Origin of the sequence: Pseudomonas sp. Marseille-Q1929 (genome assembly GCF_017316265.1) — a bacterium.
Classification (GTDB): domain Bacteria; phylum Pseudomonadota; class Gammaproteobacteria; order Pseudomonadales; family Pseudomonadaceae; genus Aquipseudomonas.
Genome location: NZ_JAFLWU010000025.1, coordinates 1 through 22,437, shown reverse-complemented (window position 1 = coordinate 22,437; position 22,437 = coordinate 1). Strand labels below are relative to the sequence as shown.

At 55.3% G+C, this 22,437-nt stretch carries 20 protein-coding genes and 4 tRNA genes; all 24 read right to left on the bottom strand.

The window, feature by feature from the left end; all coding sequences use genetic code 11:
• Positions 1–5 precede the first annotated feature (5 nt).
• The 24 genes from rplB to birA all read right to left on the bottom strand — a co-directional run bounded on the left by rplB (position 6) and on the right by birA (position 22,201).
• Positions 6–830, bottom strand: a complete 825-nt coding sequence (gene rplB, locus J1G37_RS22565) for a 50S ribosomal protein L2 (protein WP_003176423.1) — start codon at positions 828–830, stop codon at positions 6–8.
• Positions 831–844: 14 nt separating this feature from the next.
• Complete coding sequence (rplW, locus tag J1G37_RS22560; protein ID WP_002555488.1) at positions 845–1,144, bottom strand: 50S ribosomal protein L23; 300 nt, start codon at positions 1,142–1,144, stop codon at positions 845–847.
• Positions 1,141–1,743 (bottom strand): 50S ribosomal protein L4, encoded by a 603-nt coding sequence (gene rplD, locus J1G37_RS22555; protein ID WP_003176424.1) that lies wholly within the window; start codon positions 1,741–1,743, stop codon positions 1,141–1,143. Before rplD ends, rplW begins: the two co-directional genes overlap by 4 nt.
• A gap of 12 nt (positions 1,744–1,755) precedes the next feature.
• Positions 1,756–2,391, bottom strand: a complete 636-nt coding sequence (rplC, locus tag J1G37_RS22550; protein ID WP_207045456.1) for a 50S ribosomal protein L3 — start codon at positions 2,389–2,391, stop codon at positions 1,756–1,758.
• An 81-nt stretch (positions 2,392–2,472) separates the two neighbouring features.
• Positions 2,473–2,784 carry a 30S ribosomal protein S10 gene (rpsJ, locus tag J1G37_RS22545; protein ID WP_003186070.1) on the bottom strand — a complete coding sequence of 104 codons (312 nt, stop codon included), beginning with the start codon at positions 2,782–2,784 and terminating at the stop codon, positions 2,473–2,475.
• A gap of 157 nt (positions 2,785–2,941) precedes the next feature.
• A complete protein-coding gene (gene tuf / locus J1G37_RS22540; RefSeq protein ID WP_017736669.1) occupies positions 2,942–4,135 on the bottom strand; it encodes an elongation factor Tu in 1,194 nt (397 codons plus the stop codon).
• A gap of 31 nt (positions 4,136–4,166) precedes the next feature.
• The gene (fusA, locus tag J1G37_RS22535) at positions 4,167–6,272 is read right to left on the bottom strand and encodes an elongation factor G (protein ID WP_207045454.1); all 2,106 of its coding nucleotides are present in this window, start codon (positions 6,270–6,272) and stop codon (positions 4,167–4,169) included.
• Between the two features lie 30 nt (positions 6,273–6,302).
• Positions 6,303–6,773, bottom strand: coding sequence for a 30S ribosomal protein S7 (rpsG, locus tag J1G37_RS22530; protein WP_002555493.1), 471 nt, complete (start codon positions 6,771–6,773; stop codon positions 6,303–6,305).
• A 118-nt stretch (positions 6,774–6,891) separates the two neighbouring features.
• Positions 6,892–7,263 (bottom strand): 30S ribosomal protein S12, encoded by a 372-nt coding sequence (gene rpsL / locus J1G37_RS22525; RefSeq protein ID WP_002555494.1) that lies wholly within the window; start codon positions 7,261–7,263, stop codon positions 6,892–6,894.
• A gap of 217 nt (positions 7,264–7,480) precedes the next feature.
• Positions 7,481–11,680: a DNA-directed RNA polymerase subunit beta' gene (gene rpoC, locus J1G37_RS22520; protein ID WP_017736671.1), complete on the bottom strand. Its 4,200-nt coding sequence runs from the start codon at positions 11,678–11,680 to the stop codon at positions 7,481–7,483.
• A 64-nt stretch (positions 11,681–11,744) separates the two neighbouring features.
• Positions 11,745–15,818 (bottom strand): DNA-directed RNA polymerase subunit beta, encoded by a 4,074-nt coding sequence (rpoB, locus tag J1G37_RS22515; RefSeq protein WP_026136778.1) that lies wholly within the window; start codon positions 15,816–15,818, stop codon positions 11,745–11,747.
• Between the two features lie 219 nt (positions 15,819–16,037).
• Positions 16,038–16,403, bottom strand: a complete 366-nt coding sequence (gene rplL / locus J1G37_RS22510) for a 50S ribosomal protein L7/L12 (RefSeq protein ID WP_053138313.1) — start codon at positions 16,401–16,403, stop codon at positions 16,038–16,040.
• Between the two features lie 78 nt (positions 16,404–16,481).
• Complete coding sequence (gene rplJ / locus J1G37_RS22505) at positions 16,482–16,982, bottom strand: 50S ribosomal protein L10 (RefSeq protein ID WP_003232405.1); 501 nt, start codon at positions 16,980–16,982, stop codon at positions 16,482–16,484.
• 200 nt (positions 16,983–17,182) lie between these two features.
• Positions 17,183–17,878 carry a 50S ribosomal protein L1 gene (gene rplA, locus J1G37_RS22500; RefSeq protein WP_003176434.1) on the bottom strand — a complete coding sequence of 232 codons (696 nt, stop codon included), beginning with the start codon at positions 17,876–17,878 and terminating at the stop codon, positions 17,183–17,185.
• The gene (gene rplK, locus J1G37_RS22495) at positions 17,878–18,309 is read right to left on the bottom strand and encodes a 50S ribosomal protein L11 (RefSeq protein WP_003210097.1); all 432 of its coding nucleotides are present in this window, start codon (positions 18,307–18,309) and stop codon (positions 17,878–17,880) included. Before rplK ends, rplA begins: the two co-directional genes overlap by 1 nt.
• A 117-nt stretch (positions 18,310–18,426) precedes the next feature.
• The gene (gene nusG / locus J1G37_RS22490; protein WP_003176436.1) at positions 18,427–18,960 is read right to left on the bottom strand and encodes a transcription termination/antitermination protein NusG; all 534 of its coding nucleotides are present in this window, start codon (positions 18,958–18,960) and stop codon (positions 18,427–18,429) included.
• A 9-nt stretch (positions 18,961–18,969) separates the two neighbouring features.
• Positions 18,970–19,338, bottom strand: coding sequence for a preprotein translocase subunit SecE (secE, locus tag J1G37_RS22485; protein ID WP_003194658.1), 369 nt, complete (start codon positions 19,336–19,338; stop codon positions 18,970–18,972).
• Positions 19,339–19,383: 45 nt separating this feature from the next.
• Positions 19,384–19,459: transfer RNA gene (locus J1G37_RS22480), tRNA-Trp, on the bottom strand.
• A gap of 161 nt (positions 19,460–19,620) precedes the next feature.
• Positions 19,621–19,696, bottom strand: a tRNA-Thr gene (locus J1G37_RS22475).
• 26 nt (positions 19,697–19,722) lie between these two features.
• Positions 19,723–19,796: transfer RNA gene (locus J1G37_RS22470), tRNA-Gly, on the bottom strand.
• Between the two features lie 24 nt (positions 19,797–19,820).
• Positions 19,821–19,905: transfer RNA gene (locus tag J1G37_RS22465), tRNA-Tyr, on the bottom strand.
• A gap of 143 nt (positions 19,906–20,048) precedes the next feature.
• Positions 20,049–20,495, bottom strand: a complete 447-nt coding sequence (locus tag J1G37_RS22460) for a hypothetical protein (protein WP_207045452.1) — start codon at positions 20,493–20,495, stop codon at positions 20,049–20,051.
• A gap of 7 nt (positions 20,496–20,502) precedes the next feature.
• Positions 20,503–21,252, bottom strand: a complete 750-nt coding sequence (locus J1G37_RS22455; RefSeq protein ID WP_207045450.1) for a pantothenate kinase — start codon at positions 21,250–21,252, stop codon at positions 20,503–20,505.
• On the bottom strand, positions 21,242–22,201 hold the full coding sequence (gene birA / locus J1G37_RS22450; RefSeq protein WP_207045448.1) for a bifunctional biotin--[acetyl-CoA-carboxylase] ligase/biotin operon repressor BirA: 960 nt from the start codon (positions 22,199–22,201) through the stop codon (positions 21,242–21,244). The genes J1G37_RS22455 and birA overlap by 11 nt, the downstream gene beginning before the upstream one ends.
• Between the last annotated feature and the right edge of the window lie 236 nt (positions 22,202–22,437).

Below are 22,437 nucleotides of genomic sequence, written 5' to 3'. Positions count from 1 at the left end.
TCTATTTACTTGCGACGACGGACGATCATTTTGTCGGTACGCTTATTACCACGAGTCTTCGCGCCCTTAGTCGGGAAGCCCCATGGCGATACCGGATGACGACCACCAGAGGTACGACCTTCACCACCACCGTGTGGGTGGTCAACCGGGTTCATGGCAACACCACGAACGGTTGGGCGAACGCCACGCCAGCGTTTGGCACCAGCTTTACCCAGCGAACGCAGGCTGTGCTCGGAGTTCGAGACTTCGCCCAGGGTCGCGCGGCATTCAGCCAGCACTTTACGCATCTCACCAGAACGCAGACGCAGGGTCACGTAGACACCTTCACGAGCGATCAGCTGAGCCGAAGCACCAGCGGAACGAGCGATCTGTGCGCCTTTACCTGGCTTCAATTCGATGCCGTGTACGGTGCTACCAACTGGAATGTTACGCAGTTGCAGAGCGTTGCCCGGCTTGATCGGCGCCAGAGCACCTGCGATCAGCTGGTCGCCAGCGCTCACGCCTTTAGGGGCGATGATGTAGCGACGCTCGCCATCTGCGTACAGCAGCAGAGCGATGTGAGCAGTACGGTTTGGATCGTATTCGATACGCTCGACAGTGGCAGAGATGCCATCTTTGTCGTTGCGACGGAAATCGACCAGACGATAATGCTGCTTATGGCCACCACCGATGTGACGAGTGGTAATACGACCATTGTTGTTACGACCACCAGTCTTCGATTTTTTCTCGAGCAGCGGTGCGTGAGGAGCGCCTTTATGCAGCTCCTGGTTGACCACCTTGACCACAAAACGGCGGCCAGGGGAAGTCGGTTTGCATTTAACGATTGCCATGATGCACCCCTTCCTTACTCAGCACTGCTGCTGAAATCGAGATCTTGGCCTGGCTGAAGGGAGATAACTGCCTTCTTCCAGTCATTACGCTTGCCCAGACCGCGAGCAGTGCGCTTGCTCTTACCCAGAACATTCAGGGTAGTAACACGCTCTACTTTCACGCTGAACAGGCTTTCGACGGCCTTCTTGATTTCCAGCTTGGTTGCGTCAGTTGCAACCTTGAAAACGAACTGGCCTTTCTTGTCAGCCAGAACCGTAGCCTTTTCGGAAACGTGCGGGCCAAGCAGAACTTTAAATACGCGTTCCTGGTTCATCCCAGCAGCTCCTCGAATTTCTTCACGGCCGACACGGTGATCAACACCTTGTCGTATGCGATCAGACTAACTGGATCGGAACCTTGCACGTCACGTACATCAACGTGTGGCAGGTTGCGAGCAGCCAGGTACAGGTTCTGATCAACAGCTTCAGACACGATCAAAACGTCGGTCAGGCTCATGTTGTTCAGTTTGCCCAGCAGATCTTTGGTTTTTGGACTTTCAACAGCGAAGTCCTGAACCACGACCAGACGATCAGTACGCACGAGTTCAGCAAGGATGGAGCGCAGTGCTGCGCGGTACATCTTCTTGTTGAGCTTCTGAGAGTGATCCTGTGGACGAGCTGCGAAAGTGGTACCGCCGCCACGCCAGATTGGGCTACGGATAGTACCGGCACGAGCACGGCCAGTGCCTTTCTGACGCCAAGGGCGCTTACCGCCACCACGTACGTCGGAACGGGTCTTTTGCTGCTTGCTACCTTGACGGCCGCCGGCCATGTAGGCCACGACTGCTTGGTGAACGAGCGTCTCGTTGAATTCGCCGCCAAATGTCAGTTCGGAAACTTCGATCGCTTGAGCGTCATTTACATTTAATTGCATGTCAGCTTCCCCTTAACCGCGAGCCTTGGCCGCTGGACGTACAACCAGGTTGCCGCCAGTAGCGCCAGGAACAGCACCCTTGACCAACAACAGATTGCGTTCAGCGTCGACGCGCACTACTTCGAGGGACTGCACGGTCACGCGCTCAGCGCCCATATGACCGGACATTTTTTTGCCCTTGAATACACGACCAGGAGTCTGGCACTGGCCAATAGAGCCCGGGACGCGGTGGGAAACGGAGTTACCGTGAGTGTTGTCTTGGCCACGGAAATTCCAACGCTTGATCGTACCCTGGAAGCCTTTACCCTTGGACTGACCGGTTACATCAACCAGTTGACCAGCGGCGAAGATTTCAGCGTTGATCAGATCGCCAGCCTGGTAGTCGCCATCTTCAAGACGGAACTCCATAACAGTACGACCAGCTGCAACGTTTGCTTTTGCGAAGTGACCTGCTTGAGCAGCAGTCACGCGCGAAGCACGACGCTCGCCGACAGTGACTTGCACTGCACGATAGCCATCGATCTCTTCAGTTTTGAACTGGGTGACGCGATTCGGTTCGATCTCAATGACCGTGACCGGAATGGAGACACCTTCTTCGGTGAAAATACGGGTCATACCGCATTTACGACCGACTACACCAATAGTCATGTTGTAAACCTCATGAGTGTACGGGGCTTTCACCCGCTATGGCCGCCCATTTCAGAGCGTTACACGACTAAGACCCAAGTCTTAGCCGAGGCTGATCTGTACTTCCACACCGGCCGCCAGATCAAGCTTCATAAGTGCATCAACGGTTTTATCCGTTGGCTGGACGATGTCCAGAACGCGCTTATGAGTACGGATCTCGTACTGGTCACGCGCGTCTTTGTTGACGTGCGGGGAGACCAGAACGGTGAACCGCTCTTTACGGGTAGGCAGTGGAATTGGACCACGCACTTGTGCACCAGTACGTTTCGCGGTTTCCACGATTTCCTGGGTGGATTGGTCGATCAGGCGATGGTCAAAAGCCTTCAACCTGATACGGATTTGCTGATTTTGCATTGGATTTCAGACTCCGGCTGCTATTCCCAGCGAGCGCAATACGCCCGTTAAAAGGAGGCGCAATTCTATAGACGCCCCAGATAGGTGTCAACCCAATAAAAAAAGCCCCCGCTGAGCGGGGGCCTTTTTCAAAGCATCAAGCTAACTCAAAAAGAGCTTACTCGATGATTTTAGCTACAACACCAGCACCAACGGTACGGCCGCCTTCACGAATAGCGAAGCGCAGACCGTCTTCCATTGCGATGGTCTTGATCAGGGTAACTTCCATTTGGATGTTATCACCTGGCATTACCATTTCAACGCCTTCTGGCAGCTGGCAGTTACCAGTCACGTCAGTAGTACGGAAGTAGAACTGAGGACGGTAGCCTTTGAAGAACGGAGTGTGACGACCGCCTTCTTCTTTGCTCAGAACGTAGACTTCTGCGGTGAACTTGGTGTGCGGCTTAACGGTGCCTGGCTTAACCAGAACCTGGCCACGCTCAACGTCGTCACGCTTGGTACCACGCAGCAGAACGCCGCAGTTCTCGCCAGCACGACCTTCGTCGAGCAGTTTGCGGAACATTTCAACACCGGTGCAGGTGGTGACGGTGGTGTCACGCAGACCAACGATTTCCAGTGGATCTTGAACGCGAACGATACCGCGCTCGATACGACCAGTCACAACAGTACCGCGACCAGAGATCGAGAACACGTCTTCGATTGGCATCAGGAACGGCTTGTCGGTCAGACGAACTGGTTCTGGGATGTAGGTATCCAGAGTTTCAACCAGTTTACGAACGGCAGTGGTGCCCATTTCGTTGTCGTCTTTACCTTCCAGAGCCATACGAGCAGAACCGATGATGATCGGAGTGTCGTCGCCTGGGAAGTCGTAAGTGCTCAGCAGATCGCGCACTTCCATCTCAACCAGTTCCAGCAGCTCAGCGTCGTCTACCAGGTCAGCCTTGTTCAGGAAAACCACGATGTACGGAACGCCTACCTGGCGGGACAGCAGGATGTGCTCACGGGTTTGTGGCATCGGACCATCAGCGGCCGAGCAAACCAGGATCGCGCCGTCCATCTGGGCAGCACCGGTAATCATGTTCTTCACGTAGTCAGCGTGACCTGGGCAGTCAACGTGAGCGTAGTGACGAATCTTCGAGTTGTACTCGACGTGCGCGGTGTTGATGGTGATACCACGAGCTTTTTCTTCTGGCGCGCTGTCGATTTTATCGAAATCAACGATTGCAGAACCGAACACTTCGGAGCAAACGCGAGTCAGAGCTGCGGTCAGAGTGGTTTTACCGTGGTCAACGTGGCCGATGGTGCCAACGTTTACGTGCGGTAGGGAACGATCAAATTTTTCTTTAGCCACGACAATTAACTCCTAGCCTAAACGGGCTGAATCAGCCTTGTTTTTTGGTAACGGTTTCGACGATGTGCGACGGAGCCGTATTGTATTTCTTGAATTCCATAGAGTAGCTTGCGCGACCCTGGGACATGGAGCGAACGTCGGTCGCATAACCGAACATCTCACCCAACGGAACCTCGGCGCGAATCACTTTGCCGGAAACCGTGTCTTCCATACCCAAGATCATGCCGCGACGACGGTTAAGGTCGCCCATGACATCACCCATATAGTCTTCAGGTGTAACAACTTCTACCGCCATGATCGGCTCAAGCAACTCACCACCGCCCTTCTGGGCCAGTTGCTTGGTTGCCATGGAGGCAGCTACCTTGAACGCCATCTCGTTGGAGTCGACGTCGTGGTAAGAACCGTCAAAAACGGTTGCTTTCAGGCCGATCAGCGGATAGCCGGCAACAACGCCGTTCTTCATCTGCTCTTCGATGCCCTTCTGGATAGCCGGGATGTATTCCTTAGGAACCACACCACCAACTACTTCGTTCACGAATTGCAGACCTTCCTGACCTTCGTCAGCAGGAGCAAAACGGATCCAGCAGTGACCGAACTGACCACGACCGCCGGACTGACGAACGAACTTGCCTTCGATTTCGCAATTCTTCGTGATGCGCTCACGATAGGAAACCTGAGGCTTACCGATGTTGGCTTCGACGTTGAACTCACGGCGCATCCGGTCAACCAGGATGTCCAGGTGAAGCTCGCCCATGCCGGAGATGATCGTTTGACCAGTCTCTTCATCAGTCTTAACGCGGAAAGATGGATCTTCCTGAGCAAGTTTGCCCAGAGCGATACCCATTTTTTCCTGGTCATCCTTGGTCTTAGGCTCTACGGCAACCGAAATAACCGGCTCCGGGAAGTCCATGCGAACCAGGATGATTGGCTTGGCAGCGTCGCACAAGGTTTCACCAGTGGTGACGTCCTTCATGCCGATCAGGGCCGCGATGTCACCAGCGCGTACTTCCTTGATCTCTTCACGGGCGTTTGCATGCATTTGCACCATACGACCCACGCGCTCTTTCTTGCCTTTAACCGAGTTGATCACGCCGTCGCCGGATGCCAACACGCCCGAGTAAACGCGGACGAAGGTCAAAGTACCCACGAATGGGTCGGTAGCGATCTTGAACGCCAGAGCCGAGAACGGCTCGTTGTCGTCTGCATGACGCTCCATCTCTTCTTCCTCGTTATCAGGGTTGGAACCCTTGATAGCAGGAATGTCGGTTGGAGCCGGCAGGTAGTCGATAACGGCGTCGAGAACCAGGGGAACACCCTTGTTCTTGAAGGAAGAACCGCAAACAGCCAAGACGATTTCGCCAGCGATAGTACGCTGACGCAGAGCAGCCTTGATTTCCACGTTGGTGAGTTCTTCACCCTCGAGGTACTTGTTCATCAGCTCTTCGCTGGCTTCGGCAGCAGCCTCAACCATGTTACTGCGCCACTCGTCAGCCAGTTCCTGAAGCTCTTCAGGGATAGGCTTGCGAACAGGAACCATACCTTTGTCGGAATCATTCCAATAAACAGCTTCCATGGCGAGCAGATCGATCTGCCCCTGGAAGTTGTCTTCGGAGCCGATAGCCAATTGGATTGGCACCGGGGTGTGACCCAGACGCTGCTTGATCTGACCGATCACGCGCAGGAAGTTGGCACCAGCACGGTCCATCTTGTTTACGTAAACAAGACGTGGAACGCCGTACTTGTTGGCTTGACGCCATACGGTTTCCGACTGAGGCTCAACACCCGAGGTGCCGCAGAACACAACGACAGCGCCGTCGAGTACGCGCAGGGAACGCTCAACTTCAATGGTGAAGTCTACGTGGCCCGGGGTATCGATTACGTTGAAGCGGTGCTCGTCTTTGTACTGCTTCTCGGAACCTTTCCAGAAGGCGGTAATAGCAGCAGAAGTAATGGTAATACCACGCTCCTGCTCCTGAACCATCCAGTCTGTGGTCGCGGCGCCGTCATGCACCTCGCCCATTTTGTGACTTTTGCCGGTGTAAAACAGTACGCGCTCGGTGGTGGTGGTTTTACCAGCATCCACGTGAGCAACGATACCGATGTTACGGTAGCGGCTAATCGGAGTAGTACGAGCCATAAAGCCCTCGCAAAATTAGTGAAGCTAAGATTAGAAGCGGTAGTGCGAGAAAGCTTTGTTAGCTTCAGCCATACGGTGCACGTCTTCACGCTTCTTAACAGCAGCACCTTTACCTTCGGCAGCGTCCAACAGTTCGCCGGCCAAACGCAGAGCCATAGACTTCTCGCCACGCTTACGGGCGAAGTCTACCAACCAGCGCATTGCCAGAGCGTTACGACGGGACGGACGAACTTCAACCGGAACCTGGTAAGTAGCACCGCCTACACGGCGCGACTTCACTTCGACCAGCGGAGCGATGGCGTCGAGAGCTTTCTCGAAGATTTCCAGGGGGTCGCTGTTCTTGCGTTCTTTAACCTTTTCCAGCGCGCCATAAACGATACGCTCGGCAACGGCTTTCTTGCCGCTTTCCATCACGTGGTTCATGAACTTGGCCAGGATTTGGCTTCCGTATTTTGGATCGTCAAGCACTTCGCGCTTGGCTGCTACGCGTCTTCTTGGCATGGATAAGCCCTCAAACGGTCTTCAGGTTCGCTCGGAATCGGTGCCCTTTCGGGACGCCTCCGACCTTACTCTTATCGACTCAGAAAATAAGATGATTCAGTTTTACAAAAAGCCGCTACTACTTAGGCTTCTTGGTACCGTACTTCGAACGACCCTGGTTACGACCTTTAACGCCGGAAGTATCCAAGGAGCCGCGTACGGTGTGGTAACGAACACCTGGCAAGTCTTTTACACGACCGCCGCGGATCAGTACCACGCTGTGCTCTTGCAGGTTGTGGCCTTCACCGCCGATGTACGAGGAAACCTCGAAACCGTTGGTCAGGCGCACACGGCATACTTTACGCAGTGCCGAGTTAGGTTTTTTCGGCGTGGTGGTATACACACGGGTGCATACGCCACGACGTTGCGGGCAGTTCTGCAGCGCAGGTACGTCGGATTTCTCGACGATACGCTTACGCGGCTGACGTACCAGCTGGTTGATAGTTGCCATCTACTAGCTCCACTGTTGTCTTGCGACGCTATTGTCTTGCAAGAAAAGCAAAATGGCAGGAACGAATTCCCGCCAAATTTAGGGGTACAAGAGTCTAAAGAGGATCTTGCCCCCAGTCAAGGCAAGGCCCCGACCTCCCCTCTCATCGAACCGGGGCATTACTGCCTCGATCCGACGAATGGGGGCTGTCAGGGCCCAGACTTATTTATCGCAGAACTCAGTTACCGCTTGAGTTCAGCGCTTCGGTCAGTGCAGCTTCCACTTCACTGGCGCTTACGCGCAGCGGCTTGTCAGCATCACGGCGGCGCTTGCGCTCGCTGTGGTAAGCCAAACCGGTACCGGCCGGGATCAAACGACCCACAACCACGTTTTCTTTCAGGCCGCGCAGGTAGTCGCGCTTGCCGGTTACCGCTGCTTCGGTCAGTACGCGAGTGGTCTCCTGGAAGGAGGCCGCCGAGATGAACGACTCAGTGGACAACGACGCCTTGGTGATACCCAGCAGCACGCGAGTGAACTTGGAAACGAATTTCTCGTCGTTCGCCAGGCGCTCGTTTTCTACCAGTACGTGAGTCAGTTCCATCTGGTCGCCCTTGATGAAACTGGAATCGCCGGATTCAGCGATTTCAACTTTACGCAACATCTGACGCAGGATGGTCTCGATGTGCTTATCGTTGATCTTCACGCCTTGCAGACGGTAAACGTCCTGGATCTCGTTAACGATGTACTTGGCCAGCGCACTCACACCCAGCAGACGCAGGATGTCGTGTGGATCGCTCGGGCCGTCGGAGATAACTTCGCCGCGGTTTACCTGTTCGCCTTCGAACACGTTCAGGTGACGCCACTTCGGAATCAGCTCTTCATACGGATCGCTACCGTCGTTCGGGGTAATGACCAGACGGCGCTTGCCCTTGGTCTCTTTACCGAACGCGATGGTGCCGCTGACTTCAGCCAGAATCGACGCTTCTTTCGGACGACGAGCTTCGAACAAGTCGGCAACACGCGGCAGACCACCGGTGATGTCTCGAGTTTTCGAAGTTTCTTGCGGGATACGCGCGATAACATCACCGATCGCGATCTTCGCACCATCCGCTACACCGACCAGAGCGTTGGCTGGCAGGAAGTACTGAGCGATTACGTCAGTGCCTGGCAGCAACAAGTCCTTGCCGTTGTCGTCGACCATCTTCACGGCAGGACGGATGTCCTTACCGGCAGCTGGACGATCTTTCGCGTCGAGTACTTCAATGTTGGTCATACCGGTCAATTCGTCAGTCTGACGCTTGATCGTGATGCCTTCTTCCATGCCCACGTAGGTCACGGTACCTTTCATTTCGGTAACGATTGGGTGAGTGTGCGGATCCCACTTGGCCACGATTGCGCCAGCGTCGACCTTGTCACCTTCTTTAACCGAAATCACAGCACCGTACGGCAGCTTGTAACGCTCACGCTCACGACCGTAGTCGTCAGCGATGGCCAGCTCACCGGAACGGGACACAGCAACCAGGTGGCCATCCACTCGCTCAACGTGCTTCAGGTTGTGCAGACGGACGGTACCGCCATTCTTCACCTGAACGCTGTCAGCTGCGGAGGTCCGGCTTGCCGCACCACCGATGTGGAACGTACGCATGGTCAGCTGGGTACCCGGCTCACCGATGGACTGGGCAGCGATAACGCCGACCGCTTCACCGATGTTCACCTGGTGACCACGAGCCAAGTCACGGCCGTAGCACTTGGCGCAAATGCCGTAGCGGGTTTCGCAGCTGATCGGCGAGCGAACGATCACTTCGTCGATGCTGTTGAGTTCGATGAACTCGACCCACTTCTCGTCTACCAGAGTACCGGCAGGAACGATGATTTCTTCGGTGCCTGGCTTGAATACGTCACGGGCGATCACTCGACCCAGTACGCGCTCACCCAACGGCTCTACAACGTCACCGCCTTCAATGTGCGGGGTCATCAGCAGGCCGTGCTCGGTGCCGCAGTCGATCTCGGTTACAACCAGATCTTGTGCAACGTCTACCAGACGACGAGTCAGGTAACCGGAGTTAGCGGTTTTCAACGCGGTATCCGCAAGACCCTTACGAGCACCGTGAGTGGAGATGAAGTACTGAAGTACGCTCAAACCTTCACGGAAGTTCGCAGTAATCGGCGTTTCGATGATGGAACCGTCCGGCTTGGCCATCAGACCACGCATACCGGCGAGCTGACGGATCTGCGCAGCAGAACCCCGTGCGCCCGAGTCGGCCATCATGTACATCGAGTTGAAGGACTCTTGATCGACTTCCACGCCGTGACGGTCGATAACCTTCTCTTTCGAGAGGTTGGCCATCATCGCCTTGGAAACTTCGTCGTTCGCCTTCGACCAAAGGTCGATCACTTTGTTGTACTTCTCGCCCTGGGTTACCAGGCCGGAGGCGTACTGGCTTTCGATCTCTTTCACTTCATCGGTAGCAGCACCGATGATCTGGGCTTTTTCATCCGGGATAACGAAGTCGTTAACGCCGATGGAAACGCCGGAAATGGTCGAGTAAGCAAAACCGGTGTACATCAACTGGTCAGCGAAGATCACGGTCTCTTTCAAACCAACCACGCGGTAGCACTGGTTGATCAGCTTGGAGATCGCCTTTTTCTTCATCGGCAGGTTGACGACGTCGTACGACAGACCTTTTGGTACAACTTGATACAGCAGCGCACGGCCGACGGTAGTGTCGACGATACGGGTGCCGCTCACGCTGCCGCCATCACGGTCGTTGACGGTTTCGTTGATCCGCACTTTGACCTTGGCGTGCAGTGCGGCTTCGCCGGCACGGAACACACGGTCAACTTCTTGCAGGTCAGCGAACACACGACCCTCGCCCTTGGCGTTGATCGCTTCACGGGTCATGTAGTACAGACCCAATACAACGTCCTGCGACGGAACGATGATTGGCTCACCGTTGGCTGGCGACAGAATGTTGTTGGTCGACATCATCAACGCACGCGCTTCCAACTGGGCTTCCAGTGTCAGCGGTACGTGCACGGCCATTTGGTCGCCGTCGAAGTCGGCGTTGTACGCAGCACAGACCAGAGGGTGCAGCTGGATAGCCTTACCTTCGATCAGTACCGGTTCAAACGCCTGGATACCCAGACGGTGAAGGGTCGGTGCACGGTTGAGGAGAACCGGGTGTTCGCGGATCACTTCAGCGAGAACGTCCCAAACCTCTGGCAGTTCGCGCTCGACCATTTTCTTGGCCGCTTTGATGGTGGTCGCGAGACCGCGCATTTCCAGCTTGCCGAAGATGAATGGCTTGAACAGCTCAAGTGCCATCTTCTTAGGCAGACCGCACTGGTGCAGACGCAGGGTCGGGCCTACGGTAATTACCGAACGACCGGAGTAGTCAACACGCTTACCGAGCAAGTTCTGACGGAAACGACCTTGCTTACCCTTGATCATGTCAGCCAGGGATTTCAGAGGACGCTTGTTGGAACCTGTGATAGCGCGGCCACGACGACCGTTGTCGAGCAAGGCGTCGACAGCTTCTTGCAACATACGCTTTTCGTTGCGCACGATGATGTCCGGAGCGGACAGATCAAGCAGGCGCTTCAAGCGGTTGTTACGGTTGATCACGCGGCGGTACAGGTCGTTGAGGTCGGACGTCGCGAAACGACCACCGTCCAACGGTACCAGCGGACGCAGGTCTGGCGGCAGAACCGGCAGAACGGTCAGCACCATCCACTCTGGCAAGTTGCCGGAACCCTGGAAGGCTTCCATCAACTTCAGACGCTTGGACAGTTTCTTGATCTTGGTTTCGGAGTTGGTTTGCGGAATTTCTTCGCGCAGACGGCCAATCTCGTGCTCCAGGTCGATAGCGTGCAGCAGTTCACGGACAGCTTCGGCACCCATGCGGGCATCGAAATCATCGCCAAACTCTTCCAGCGCTTCGAAGTACTGCTCGTCGTTCAGCAGCTGACCTTTCTCAAGGGTGGTCATGCCTGGATCGATAACGACATAGCTCTCGAAGTAGAGAACGCGTTCGATATCACGCAGGGTCATGTCCATCAGCAAGCCGATACGGGACGGCAGCGATTTCAGGAACCAGATGTGGGCAACCGGCGAAGCCAGTTCGATGTGCGCCATGCGCTCACGACGAACTTTAGCCAGCGCAACTTCAACGCCGCACTTCTCGCAGATCACACCACGGTGCTTCAAGCGCTTGTACTTACCGCACAGGCACTCGTAATCCTTTACCGGGCCAAAGATCTTGGCGCAGAACAGGCCGTCACGCTCAGGTTTGAACGTACGGTAGTTGATGGTTTCCGGCTTTTTAACTTCACCGAACGACCACGAACGGATCATCTCAGGCGATGCCAATCCAATACGGATGGCGTCGAACTCTTCGACTTGACCCTGGTTTTTCAGCAAATTCAGTAGGTCTTTCAAGGCCTTTCCTCCTGGCGGAGCAGAGAGCGGGCTAAACAGCCCCGCTCTCGATTCGCGTCACGTGTTATTCGGTTTCCAGATCGATATCGATGCCGAGGGAACGAATTTCTTTGATCAACACGTTGAAGGACTCGGGCATGCCCGGCTCCATACGGTGATCGCCGTCCACGATGTTTTTGTACATCTTGGTCCGACCGTTCACATCGTCCGACTTCACTGTGAGCATTTCTTGCAGAGTGTAAGCAGCACCGTATGCTTCCAGTGCCCAGACCTCCATCTCCCCGAAACGCTGACCACCGAACTGAGCCTTACCACCCAGCGGCTGCTGGGTAACCAGGCTGTACGAACCGGTAGAACGAGCGTGCATCTTGTCGTCTACCAAGTGGTTCAGCTTCAGCATGTACATGTAGCCAACAGTAACCGGGCGCTCGAACTTGTTGCCGGTACGGCCGTCGAACAGCTGCATCTGGCCGCTTTCTGGCAAGTCTGCCAGTTTCAGCATGGCCTTGATTTCGCTTTCCTTGGCACCGTCGAATACCGGGGTAGCCATTGGAACGCCGCCGCGCAGGTTCTTCGCCAGATCCAGGATTTCCTGGTCGGAGAAGGTGTCCAGCTCTTCGTTGCGACCGCCGATCTCGTTGTAGATCTCGTGCAGGAACTTACGCAGGTCAGCGACCTTGCGTTGCTCTTCGATCATACGGTTGATCTTCTCACCCAGACCTTTGGCCGCGAGGCCCAGGTGGGTTTCAAGGATCTGACCAACGTTCATACGCGAAGGTACGCCCAGCGGGTTGAGGACGACGTCGACCGGGGTGCCATTGGCATCGTGCGGCATGTCTTCAACCGGCATGATCACGGAGACCACACCTTTGTTACCGTGACGACCGGCCATCTTGTCGCCCGGCTGGATGCGGCGACGGATTGCCAGGTAAACCTTGACGATTTTCAGCACGCCTGGAGCCAGGTCATCGCCCTGCTGCAGTTTGCGCTTCTTGTCTTCGAACTTGTCGTCCAGCAGACGGCGGCGATCAACGATGTAGGCCTGGGCCTTCTCGAGCTGCTCGTTCAGAGCATCTTCAGCCATGCGCAGTTTGAACCACTGGCCGTGCTCAAGACCGTCGAGGATTTCGTCGGTGATGTCCTGACCTTTCTTCAGGCCTGCACCGCCTTCAGCCTTGTGGCCTACCAGAGCGGAACGCAGACGTTCGAAGGTCGCGCCTTCAACGATACGGAACTCTTCGTTCAGGTCCTTGCGGATCTCGTCGAGCTGGGTCTTCTCGATGGACAGTGCACGAGCATCACGCTCAACGCCGTCACGGGTGAAGACCTGTACGTCGATGACAGTACCTTTGGTGCCAGTCGGCACGCGCAGGGAGGTGTCTTTAACGTCGCTGGCTTTTTCACCGAAGATGGCACGCAACAGCTTCTCTTCCGGAGTCAGTTGGGTCTCGCCTTTCGGAGTGACCTTACCAACCAGGATGTCGCCTGCGCCTACTTCAGCACCTACGTAAACGATACCGGCTTCGTCCAGCTTGTTCAGTGCAGCTTCACCCACGTTCGGGATGTCTGCAGTGATTTCCTCAGGCCCAAGCTTGGTGTCACGTGCCACACAGGTCAGTTCCTGGATGTGGATCGTGGTGAAGCGGTCTTCTTGGACCACACGCTCGGACAGGCAGATGGAGTCTTCGAAGTTGAAGCCGTTCCATGCCATGAACGCGATGCGCATGTTCTGACCCAGAGCCAGCTCACCCATATCGGTGGACGGGCCATCGGCCATAATGTCGCTACGCTGAACGCGATCACCCTTGCTCACCAGCGGACGCTGGTTGATGCAGGTGTTCTGGTTCGAGCGGGTGTATTTGGTCAGGTTGTAGATGTCGACACCGGCTTCGCCAGTTTCAACTTCGTCATCGGCAACACGAACCACGATACGGCTGGCATCAACGGAGTCGATCACGCCGCCACGACGAGCCACGACGCAAACGCCGGAGTCACGGGCTACGTTACGCTCCATGCCGGTACCTACCAGCGGCTTGTCAGCGCGCAGGGTCGGTACAGCTTGACGCTGCATGTTGGAACCCATCAACGCACGGTTGGCGTCATCGTGTTCCAGGAACGGGATCAGCGACGCAGCAACCGAAACTACCTGCTTCGGCGATACGTCCATCAAGGTGACGTCTTCCGGCGCCTTGACGGTGAACTCGTTCAAGTGACGAACAGCTACCAGCTCGTCGACCAGCACTTTCTTGTCGTTCATCGTGGCCGAAGCCTGAGCGATCACGTGATCAGCTTCTTCGATGGCGGACAGGAACACGATCTCGTCGGTAACCAGGGCGTCTTTCACCACACGGTACGGGCTCTCGAGGAAGCCGTACTGGTTGGTGCGCGCATAGGCAGCCAGGGAGTTGATCAGGCCGATGTTCGGACCTTCCGGCGTTTCGATCGGGCAAACACGACCGTAGTGCGTCGGGTGTACGTCACGAACTTCAAAGCCAGCACGCTCACGGGTCAGACCGCCCGGGCCCAGTGCAGAAACACGGCGCTTGTGGGTGATCTCGGAGAGCGGGTTGTTCTGGTCCATGAACTGCGAGAGCTGGCTGGAACCGAAGAACTCTTTCACCGCCGCAGCCACTGGCTTGGCGTTGATCAGGTCTTGCGGCATCAGGCCTTCGCTTTCAGCCATCGACAGACGCTCTTTGACCGCACGCTCAACACGTACCAGGCCAACGCGGAACTGGTTCTCGGCCATCTCGCCAACGCAGCGAACACGACGGTTACCCAGGTGGTCGATGTCATCGACGATGCCTTTACCGTTACGGATGTCGACCAGGGTCTTCAATACCGCGACGATGTCTTCCTTGCACAGCACGCCCGAACCTTCGATCTCGGTACGACCGATACGACGGTTGAACTTCATCCGGCCGACCGCAGACAGGTCATAGCGCTCAGGGCTGAAGAACAGGTTGTTGAACAGGGTCTCGGCAGCGTCTTTGGTTGGCGGCTCGCCAGGACGCATCATGCGATAGATCTCGACCAGCGCTTCCAATTGGTTGCTGGTGGAGTCGATCTTCAGCGTGTCGGAGACGAACGGACCGCAGTCGATATCGTTGGTGTACAGGGTCTCGATGCGAACAACCTGGGCCTTGGCGATTTTCGCCAGGATCTCGGTGTTCAGCTCGGTGTTGCACTCAGCCAGGATTTCGCCTGTGGCCGGGTGAACGATAACCTTGGCGGTGGTGCGACCCAGGACGTAGTCCAGAGGCACTTCCAGCTCTTTGATACCGGCTTTTTCGATCTGGTTGATGTGGCGCGCAGTAATACGACGGCCAGCCTCAACAATCACCTTGCCGTTTTCATCCTGGATGTCCAGGACGGCAATTTCACCACGCAGACGCGAAGCGATCAGCTCCAGCTTGAGGGTTTCATCCTTCAGGCTGAATACGTTGGTGGTGTAGAAAGCGTCCAGCACTTGCTCAGTGGTATAACCGAGCGCGCGCAGCAGTACCGAGGCCGGCAGCTTGCGACGACGGTCGATACGCACGAACACGCAGTCTTTCGGGTCGAACTCGAAGTCCAACCACGAACCGCGGTACGGAATGATCCGCGCGGAGTACAGGAGTTTACCGGAGCTGTGCGTCTTGCCGCGGTCGTGGTCGAAGAACACGCCCGGGGAACGGTGCAGCTGGGAAACGATTACACGCTCGGTACCGTTGATTACGAAGGTACCGTTTTCAGTCATCAGTGGGATTTCGCCCATGTAGACTTCTTGCTCTTTGATGTCCTTGATCGCTTTGTTCGACGATTCTTTGTCGAAAATGATCAGACGGACTTTTACCCGCAAAGGTACGGCGTACGTAACACCGCGCAACACGCATTCTTTGACATCAAATGCCGGTTCGCCCAGGCGATAACCCACGTACTCCAGCGCAGCATTGCCGGAGTAGCTGATGATCGGGAAAACGGATTTGAAGGCCGCATGCAGGCCCACGTCGCGGAACTGATCTTTGGTCGCTCCCGCCTGCAAGAATTCACGATACGAATCCAGCTGGATAGCCAGAAGGTACGGGACATCCATGACGTCCGGCAACTTGCTAAAGTCCTTGCGGATACGTTTTTTCTCAGTATATGAGTAAGCCATCAGCGTTCCCCAGCTTGGTCACCTGCTTGTTTGGCCCCTCCGACGGGAGCAGCCAGAAAATCTCGCAAACCCCATGGTTTGCACCACCGCTTCGGGTGGCTACAGCGCGTTAATGGCGGCGACCTAGTCGGCAGCCAAGAACGGAAAAAGGCCGGTGGCAAGAGCCACCAGCCATCAGCCTTCAGCTTAACGCTTGGGCTGGAAACGCAAGGTCGATGCTTACTTCAGCTCGACTTTAGCGCCTGCTTCTTCCAGAGTTGCTTTGGCTTTGTCGCCAGCATCTTTGGTCACTGCTTCCAGAACCATAGCTGGAGCGCCGTCAACTACTGCCTTGGCTTCTTTCAGGCCCAGACCGGTCAGTTCACGTACTGCCTTGATCACGTTTACTTTCTTCTCGCCAGCTTCCAGCAGCATGACGTTGAATTCGGTTTGCTCTTCAACAACGGCAGCAGCAGCAGCTGGGCCAGCGGAAGCAGCGGCAGCGGAAACGCCGAATTTTTCTTCGAAAGCTTTGATCAGCTCAACAACCTGCAGAACCGACATTTCAGCTACGGCGTTGAGGATATCGTCTTGGGAGATAGACATTGCTGTATTTCCTGAATTGGGGGACGGCCTACACGGCCATCGAAATAAACAAAAATACGCGAGAGAAGTCGTTCAGCCTTAGGCTGCGGCGGCTTCTTTTTGCTCGCGAACTGCGGCCAGAGTACGAGCCAGCTTGCTGGTAGCGCCTTGAATCACGCTCATCAGCTGCGAAATGGCTTCGTCGCGGGTCGGCAGTGTTGCCAGTACGTCGATTTGGTTAGCTGCGAGGAACTTGCCCTCGAACGCAGCTGCCTTGATCTCGAACTTATCCTGACTCTTGGCGAATTCCTTGAACAAACGGGCAGCAGCGCCTGGATGATCTTTGGAGAACGCGATCAGAGTCGGGCCAGTGAACACGTCGTTGAGAACACTGTATTCAGTGTCAGCAACAGCGCGCTTGAGCAGAGTGTTACGTACAACACGTACGTAAACGCCAGCTTCACGAGCCTCTTTACGGAGTCCGGTCATAGCGCCTACTGTCACACCACGGGCATCAGCCACGACAGCGGACAGAGCAGCTTTGGCAGCCTCGTTGACTTCAGCGACGATGGCCTTCTTGTCTTCGAGATTAATTGCCACGGGTTTAACTCCTGCTTGTTACCGTTTCATCTGGCCGGAGCCGGATGTCGTTTTGGTGTCTGATTCGGTAAGGAACCGGGAGCACCATCTGCGTAGGCTTGATGGTTTAAGACTTGCGTCGCCTACGGTCTTGGATAGCCCCCGCCAGGCAGGGACCCCAATTTTTTCAATTGGCGCGATCGCTCGCGCCAATTTGTGTCTTATACGTCCAGCGAGCCTTGGTCGATGACCAGACCTGGGCCCATAGTGGTGCTCAGGGTAACGCGCTTGACGTAGATACCTTTCGAGGAAGCTGGCTTGATACGCTTCAGATCAGCGATCAGGGCTTCAACGTTTTCCTTCAGCTTGACGGCGTCGAAGCCGACTTTGCCAACGGAGGTGTGGATGATGCCGTTTTTGTCGGTGCGATAACGAACCTGACCAGCCTTGGCGTTTTTAACCGCGGTAGCTACGTCTGGAGTTACGGTGCCGACTTTAGGGTTAGGCATCAGGCCGCGTGGACCGAGGATCTGACCCAACTGACCTACAACGCGCATTGCATCCGGGGAAGCAATAACGACGTCATAGTTCAGGTCGCCGCCTTTCATTTCGGCAGCCAGGTCGTCCATGCCAACGCGGTCAGCGCCGGCGGCCAGAGCAGCTTCAGCTGCCGGGCCTTGGGTGAAGACAGCTACACGTACAGTCTTGCCAGTACCGTGTGGCAGCACAGTAGCGCTACGAACGACCTGGTCGGATTTACGTGGGTCAACACCCAGGTTTACAGCAACGTCAACAGACTCGCTGAACTTGACAGTCGACAGCTCGGTCAGCAGGGCAGCAGCGTCTACAAAGTTGTAGGACTTGCCTGCTTCGATTTTGCCGGCGATAGCCTTTTGGCGCTTGGTCAGCTTAGCCATTACACACCCTCCACGTTAAGGCCCATGCTACGAGCAGAACCGGCGATGGTACGCACGGCTGCATCCATATCAGCTGCAGTCAGATCCGCGTTTTTGGTTTTCGCGATTTCTTCCAGCTGAGCACGAGTTACAGTGCCGACTTTAACGGTGTTAGGACGAGCGGAACCGCTAGTCAGACCAGCAGCTTTCTTCAACAGAACCGAAGCCGGGGTCGACTTGGTTTCGAAGGTGAAGCTACGGTCGCTGTATACAGTGATGATCACTGGAGTCGGCAGACCTGGCTCAATACCCTGAGTACGGGCGTTGAAGGCCTTGCAGAATTCCATGATGTTCACGCCGTGCTGACCCAGAGCTGGACCGACGGGTGGGCTTGGGTTGGCCTGAGCGGCCTTCACTTGCAGCTTGATGTAAGCGGTAATCTTCTTGGCCATGAGGCACTCCAATTACGGGTTCAAGCGCCTCGAAAGGCTCCCCGGTTACTTGCGCGTTTATCCCAGTGACGACAAAACCCCACAGCCTAAGGCTGCGGGGTTGGGATGCTTGTTCAGCTAGACCTTTTCGACCTGGCTGAATTCCAGCTCTACCGGAGTAGAGCGACCGAAAATGAGCACCGCCACTTGGATCCGGCTCTTTTCGTAGTTAACTTCTTCGACGGTACCGTTGAAATCAGCAAACGGACCATCTGTGACACGAACAACCTCACCCGGCTCGAACAACGTCTTCGGCTTAGGCTTGTCGCTACCATCAGCAACACGACGCAGAATTGCTTCCGCCTCTTTGTCGGTGATCGGAGCAGGCTTATCAGCGGTTCCGCCAATGAAACCCATGACACGAGGGGTATCCTTGACTAAGTGCCAAGTACCTTCATTCATGTCCATCTGAACCAGCACGTAGCCAGGGAAGAACTTACGTTCGCTTTTACGCTTCTGCCCATTCCGCATTTCAACCACTTCTTCAGTGGGAACCAGAATTTCGCCGAAGCCATCTTCCATGCCTGCCAGCTTTACGCGCTCTAGCAAAGAGCGCATAACATGCTTCTCGTAACCCGAGTAAGCATGCACAACGTACCAACGCTTAGCCACGGGACACCCTTAGCCAACAATCAAGGAAACAAGCCAGCCGAGCAGGGAATCTAGCCCCCACAACAGCAACGCCATAACCAGAACAACAGCCACGACAATCAATGTGGTCTGCGTGGTTTCTTGGCGAGTCGGCCAAACGACTTTACGAATTTCGGTGCGAGCTTCCTTTACCAGGACCGCGAAAGACTTGCCTTTGGCAGTCTGCAGGCCTACAAAGGCAGCTACAGCAGCAAGGGCCAGCAAAGCGAGTACGCGGTACAGGATCGGCGAAGCAGAATAGTACTGATTGCCAACAACGCCTACGACCACCAAGGCAACTACAGCGAGCCACTTGACCAGATCGAAACGAGAGCTTTGAGCTTCAGCCTTAGGAGTCATCTATGAAGATCCTGTGAAAAGAAAGCCAGACACACCACGTGAATCTGGCAGGTCAGGAGGGAATCGAACCCCCAACCTACGGTTTTGGAGACCGTCGCTCTGCCAATTGAGCTACTGACCTAAAACAAAATCAGGCCGACCATTATGCAGGCCTGAAAAAGACTTTACAACAACCAACCCCAACAGACTTGAAACCACCTGACACAAGCGCCAGAAAAACCAGAATCAAGCCGAGGCAGCTGTTAAAACAAAGGCAGATATTTTCATATCTGCCTTGTTATATGGAGCTCTTGAGCGGATTTGAACCGCTGACCTCACCCTTACCAAGGGTGTGCTCTACCAACTGAGCTACAAGAGCGAAACACATTGCACAACCTGCAAACTTGGAGCGGGTAGCGGGAATCGAACCCGCATCATCAGCTTGGAAGGCTGAGGTTCTACCACTAAACTATACCCGCGGAGCTTGCAGCTCACGCTAAAAATGGTGGAGGGGGAAGGATTCGAACCTTCGAAGTCGTAGACGTCAGATTTACAGTCTGATCCCTTTGGCCGCTCGGGAACCCCTCCTAAGCGAGCCGGCATTTTACATCACGCCGGCCTTCTGTCAAGCATTTTCTCATTTAAAAATATGAGGTTAGCTGCGTTGACGCTCGCTTCACCTTGTAGACCTTAAAGGTCTTCACTGCGAAGCGGGCGCCATTCTATGCAAACTATTCGAGAGTTGCAACGCCTTCGCACAACATTATTTTATGTTTTAACTCATTGAATTCCTTAGCAAGGTTTTCAAAGGGCAGATCATCAGCCAGACGTCGACTTTCAGGGGCCACGCGAAGCCAGTAACCGGAGGCCTCAGGCGTGTTCAGCAATTGAACCTTGGCCTTTATATCCAGGCTGATCAGTCGCTGCTCGACGGACTGCGCCTGGCGCTGGTCGACAAAACCACCTATGTACAAACACGTATTTTGCGGTTCAGAGGCTTTTGCCCGCTCCCTCCTGGCAATCGCATCCGAAGACTCACTCAGCAAGCGAATATCTTGCTGAGACCCCCGATACAGACTCAAGGGCGTTACATCCTTGGCGCGCAGCGGCGCCTCCTGCTGATGCCACACGTAGTAGAAGGCGTTGAGGACGAGCAAAAGTAGAAACAGCCAACGCATAAACACCTCAAGACAAAGGGCACGCCATCGCCAAACCGACGAAAACCAGATCAGGGACGAGGCGCGCCTGCGGCACAGCATCCAAAACCAACTCAGCATCCCCCCCGGTAAGGAACACCGTAAAGCTGTCACCCCAGTAGCTTCGGGCCAGCTCGAGCTGGGTCAGCACAAATCCTCTGAGCATCAGCGTACAGCCACGCTCGACCGCCTCTACTGTTGTGCGACCTGGTGAGAGGCGCTCCAGCGCTCGCTCAGCAGCAGCATCGTCGTAACGAATCTTGCGGGTGTGCGTGCGCAATTGATTACGCATGAGAGGCATACCAGGGCAAATGAACCCGCCCAAATGCTCGCCGTCCGCGCCAATAAAATCTGCTGTCGCCGCCGTACCAAAATCAAGCACCAGGCAAGCACCTGACGCCAACTTGAATCCACCCAGCATCGCCAGCCAACGATCAAGGCCAAGACGTTCGAAATCTTCATAGCCGTTGCGCACGCCAGCCATCTCTCGTGCTGGAGAGGCACAAGAGACAACAATACCAAAAGCCCCCTCCAGAGCCTGTACCAGCTTGCTGGTCTCCTCCAGCGCCCGGACACTCACCAACCGGCAGCGCGTGAGCAGCAAGCCAGGAACGGCCACCAGGCTTTCAATCAACGCTATATCCGAGCCAACGACACCCTCTGCGGAGGCCGCCGACCAGTTCGAATCAAGCACCCGCCACTTGATAAAGCTATTGCCACAGTCGAGCTCAAGAATCATCACGCAACCTCAGGCTTAACTCACCACCGCTGTAGATTTTTTCAACACCATCAACACTCAAACGCAAGGCGCCCTGGCGATCGACACCCAGCACCACGCCATCAACTTGGTTGACGCCGGCAATGAGGGAAACCGTCCGCCCTTGCCACGCATGATTACGCTCCCACTCCCCCTGAAGCGCAGCAAATCCACCAGCCTTGTGTCGCTCCAGATGGCTCAGCAACTGTTGCCCCAGCCTCGCAACCAACGAATTGCGATCGATTGGAGCACCTGTCTCAAGCTGTACTGATGTCCACTGCTGGTCGATGGCATCGGATTTCTGCATATTCACATTAATGCCTATACCAAGGACAACGTGGCATATATCCGCAGGATCCCCCACTAATTCCAACAAGATGCCTGCAATTTTCTGCTGACCAACCAAGACATCGTTCGGCCACTTCAACGCAGCCCCCTGCACACCCGACTCACGAAGGGCCTGCATGACTGCCAGGCCGACAACCAGGCTTAATCCTTCCAACTGTCGCAGACCATCCTCAATGCGTAAGACGAGGCTGTAATACACATTCTGCGCATACGGACTGACCCATGTTCGACCGCGCCGGCCTCTTCCTGCTGTTTGCTGTTCCGCGAGCACTAGAAACGGGGCCGGACATTCAGCAGCAACCCGTCGCAAGGCTTCCGCGTTGGTAGAGTCAATAGAGTCGGAGATATGGATGGACCAACCCAAGGAAGGCGCCCTCAGCGCAATTTCTTCAGCACTCAAGAACACCAGAGGGGATGCAAGTTGGTACCCCTTTCCACGCACTTTGTGGATAGGCAAATTCAATTCCGCCTCAAGGTGCTGGAGCTGCTTCCAGACAGCACTGCGGCTAACTCCCAGGGCAGCACCTAGCGCCTCTCCAGAGTGGAATCGGCCATCTTTCAGAAGTTTTAACAACGTCAGCATGCAAGTATCGCCTCACAATGAGGCAGGCATGATAGCCATGCGCTGGGTCATTGCATAGAAAGCGTAAGATTTAGCAGCCAAGCGAGCACTGCCTAGTACCGCCTGGCCTGCTTTTTTCGCGCCCAAAACAAAACCCCATCTGCTTTCGCAAATGGGGTTTCGGAATTTAATCTTGACGATGACCTACTCTCACATGGGGAAACCCCACACTACCATCGGCGATGCATCGTTTCACT

What these genes read in the sequence shown, in the direction of transcription:
- rplA (WP_003176434.1), bottom strand. Translation starts at nt 17,878, where the DNA reads ATGGCTAAGCTGACCAAGCGCCAAAAGGCTATCGCCGGCAAAATCGAA.
- rpsG (WP_002555493.1), bottom strand. Translation starts at nt 6,773, where the DNA reads ATGCCAAGAAGACGCGTAGCAGCCAAGCGCGAAGTGCTTGACGATCCA.
- rplL (WP_053138313.1), bottom strand. Translation starts at nt 16,403, where the DNA reads ATGTCTATCTCCCAAGACGATATCCTCAACGCCGTAGCTGAAATGTCG.
- rplW (WP_002555488.1), bottom strand. Translation starts at nt 1,144, where the DNA reads ATGAACCAGGAACGCGTATTTAAAGTTCTGCTTGGCCCGCACGTTTCC.
- secE (WP_003194658.1), bottom strand. Translation starts at nt 19,338, where the DNA reads ATGACTCCTAAGGCTGAAGCTCAAAGCTCTCGTTTCGATCTGGTCAAG.
- fusA (WP_207045454.1), bottom strand. Translation starts at nt 6,272, where the DNA reads ATGGCTCGTACTACTCCGATTAGCCGCTACCGTAACATCGGTATCGTT.
- rplB (WP_003176423.1), bottom strand. Translation starts at nt 830, where the DNA reads ATGGCAATCGTTAAATGCAAACCGACTTCCCCTGGCCGCCGTTTTGTG.
- rplD (WP_003176424.1), bottom strand. Translation starts at nt 1,743, where the DNA reads ATGCAATTAAATGTAAATGACGCTCAAGCGATCGAAGTTTCCGAACTG.
- birA (WP_207045448.1), bottom strand. Translation starts at nt 22,201, where the DNA reads ATGCTGACGTTGTTAAAACTTCTGAAAGATGGCCGATTCCACTCTGGA.
- J1G37_RS22460 (WP_207045452.1), bottom strand. Translation starts at nt 20,495, where the DNA reads ATGCGTTGGCTGTTTCTACTTTTGCTCGTCCTCAACGCCTTCTACTAC.
- rpsL (WP_002555494.1), bottom strand. Translation starts at nt 7,263, where the DNA reads ATGGCAACTATCAACCAGCTGGTACGTCAGCCGCGTAAGCGTATCGTC.
- rplC (WP_207045456.1), bottom strand. Translation starts at nt 2,391, where the DNA reads ATGACTATTGGTGTAGTCGGTCGTAAATGCGGTATGACCCGTATTTTC.
- rpoB (WP_026136778.1), bottom strand. Translation starts at nt 15,818, where the DNA reads ATGGCTTACTCATATACTGAGAAAAAACGTATCCGCAAGGACTTTAGC.
- rplK (WP_003210097.1), bottom strand. Translation starts at nt 18,309, where the DNA reads ATGGCCAAGAAGATTACCGCTTACATCAAGCTGCAAGTGAAGGCCGCT.
- rpsJ (WP_003186070.1), bottom strand. Translation starts at nt 2,784, where the DNA reads ATGCAAAATCAGCAAATCCGTATCAGGTTGAAGGCTTTTGACCATCGC.
- J1G37_RS22455 (WP_207045450.1), bottom strand. Translation starts at nt 21,252, where the DNA reads ATGATTCTTGAGCTCGACTGTGGCAATAGCTTTATCAAGTGGCGGGTG.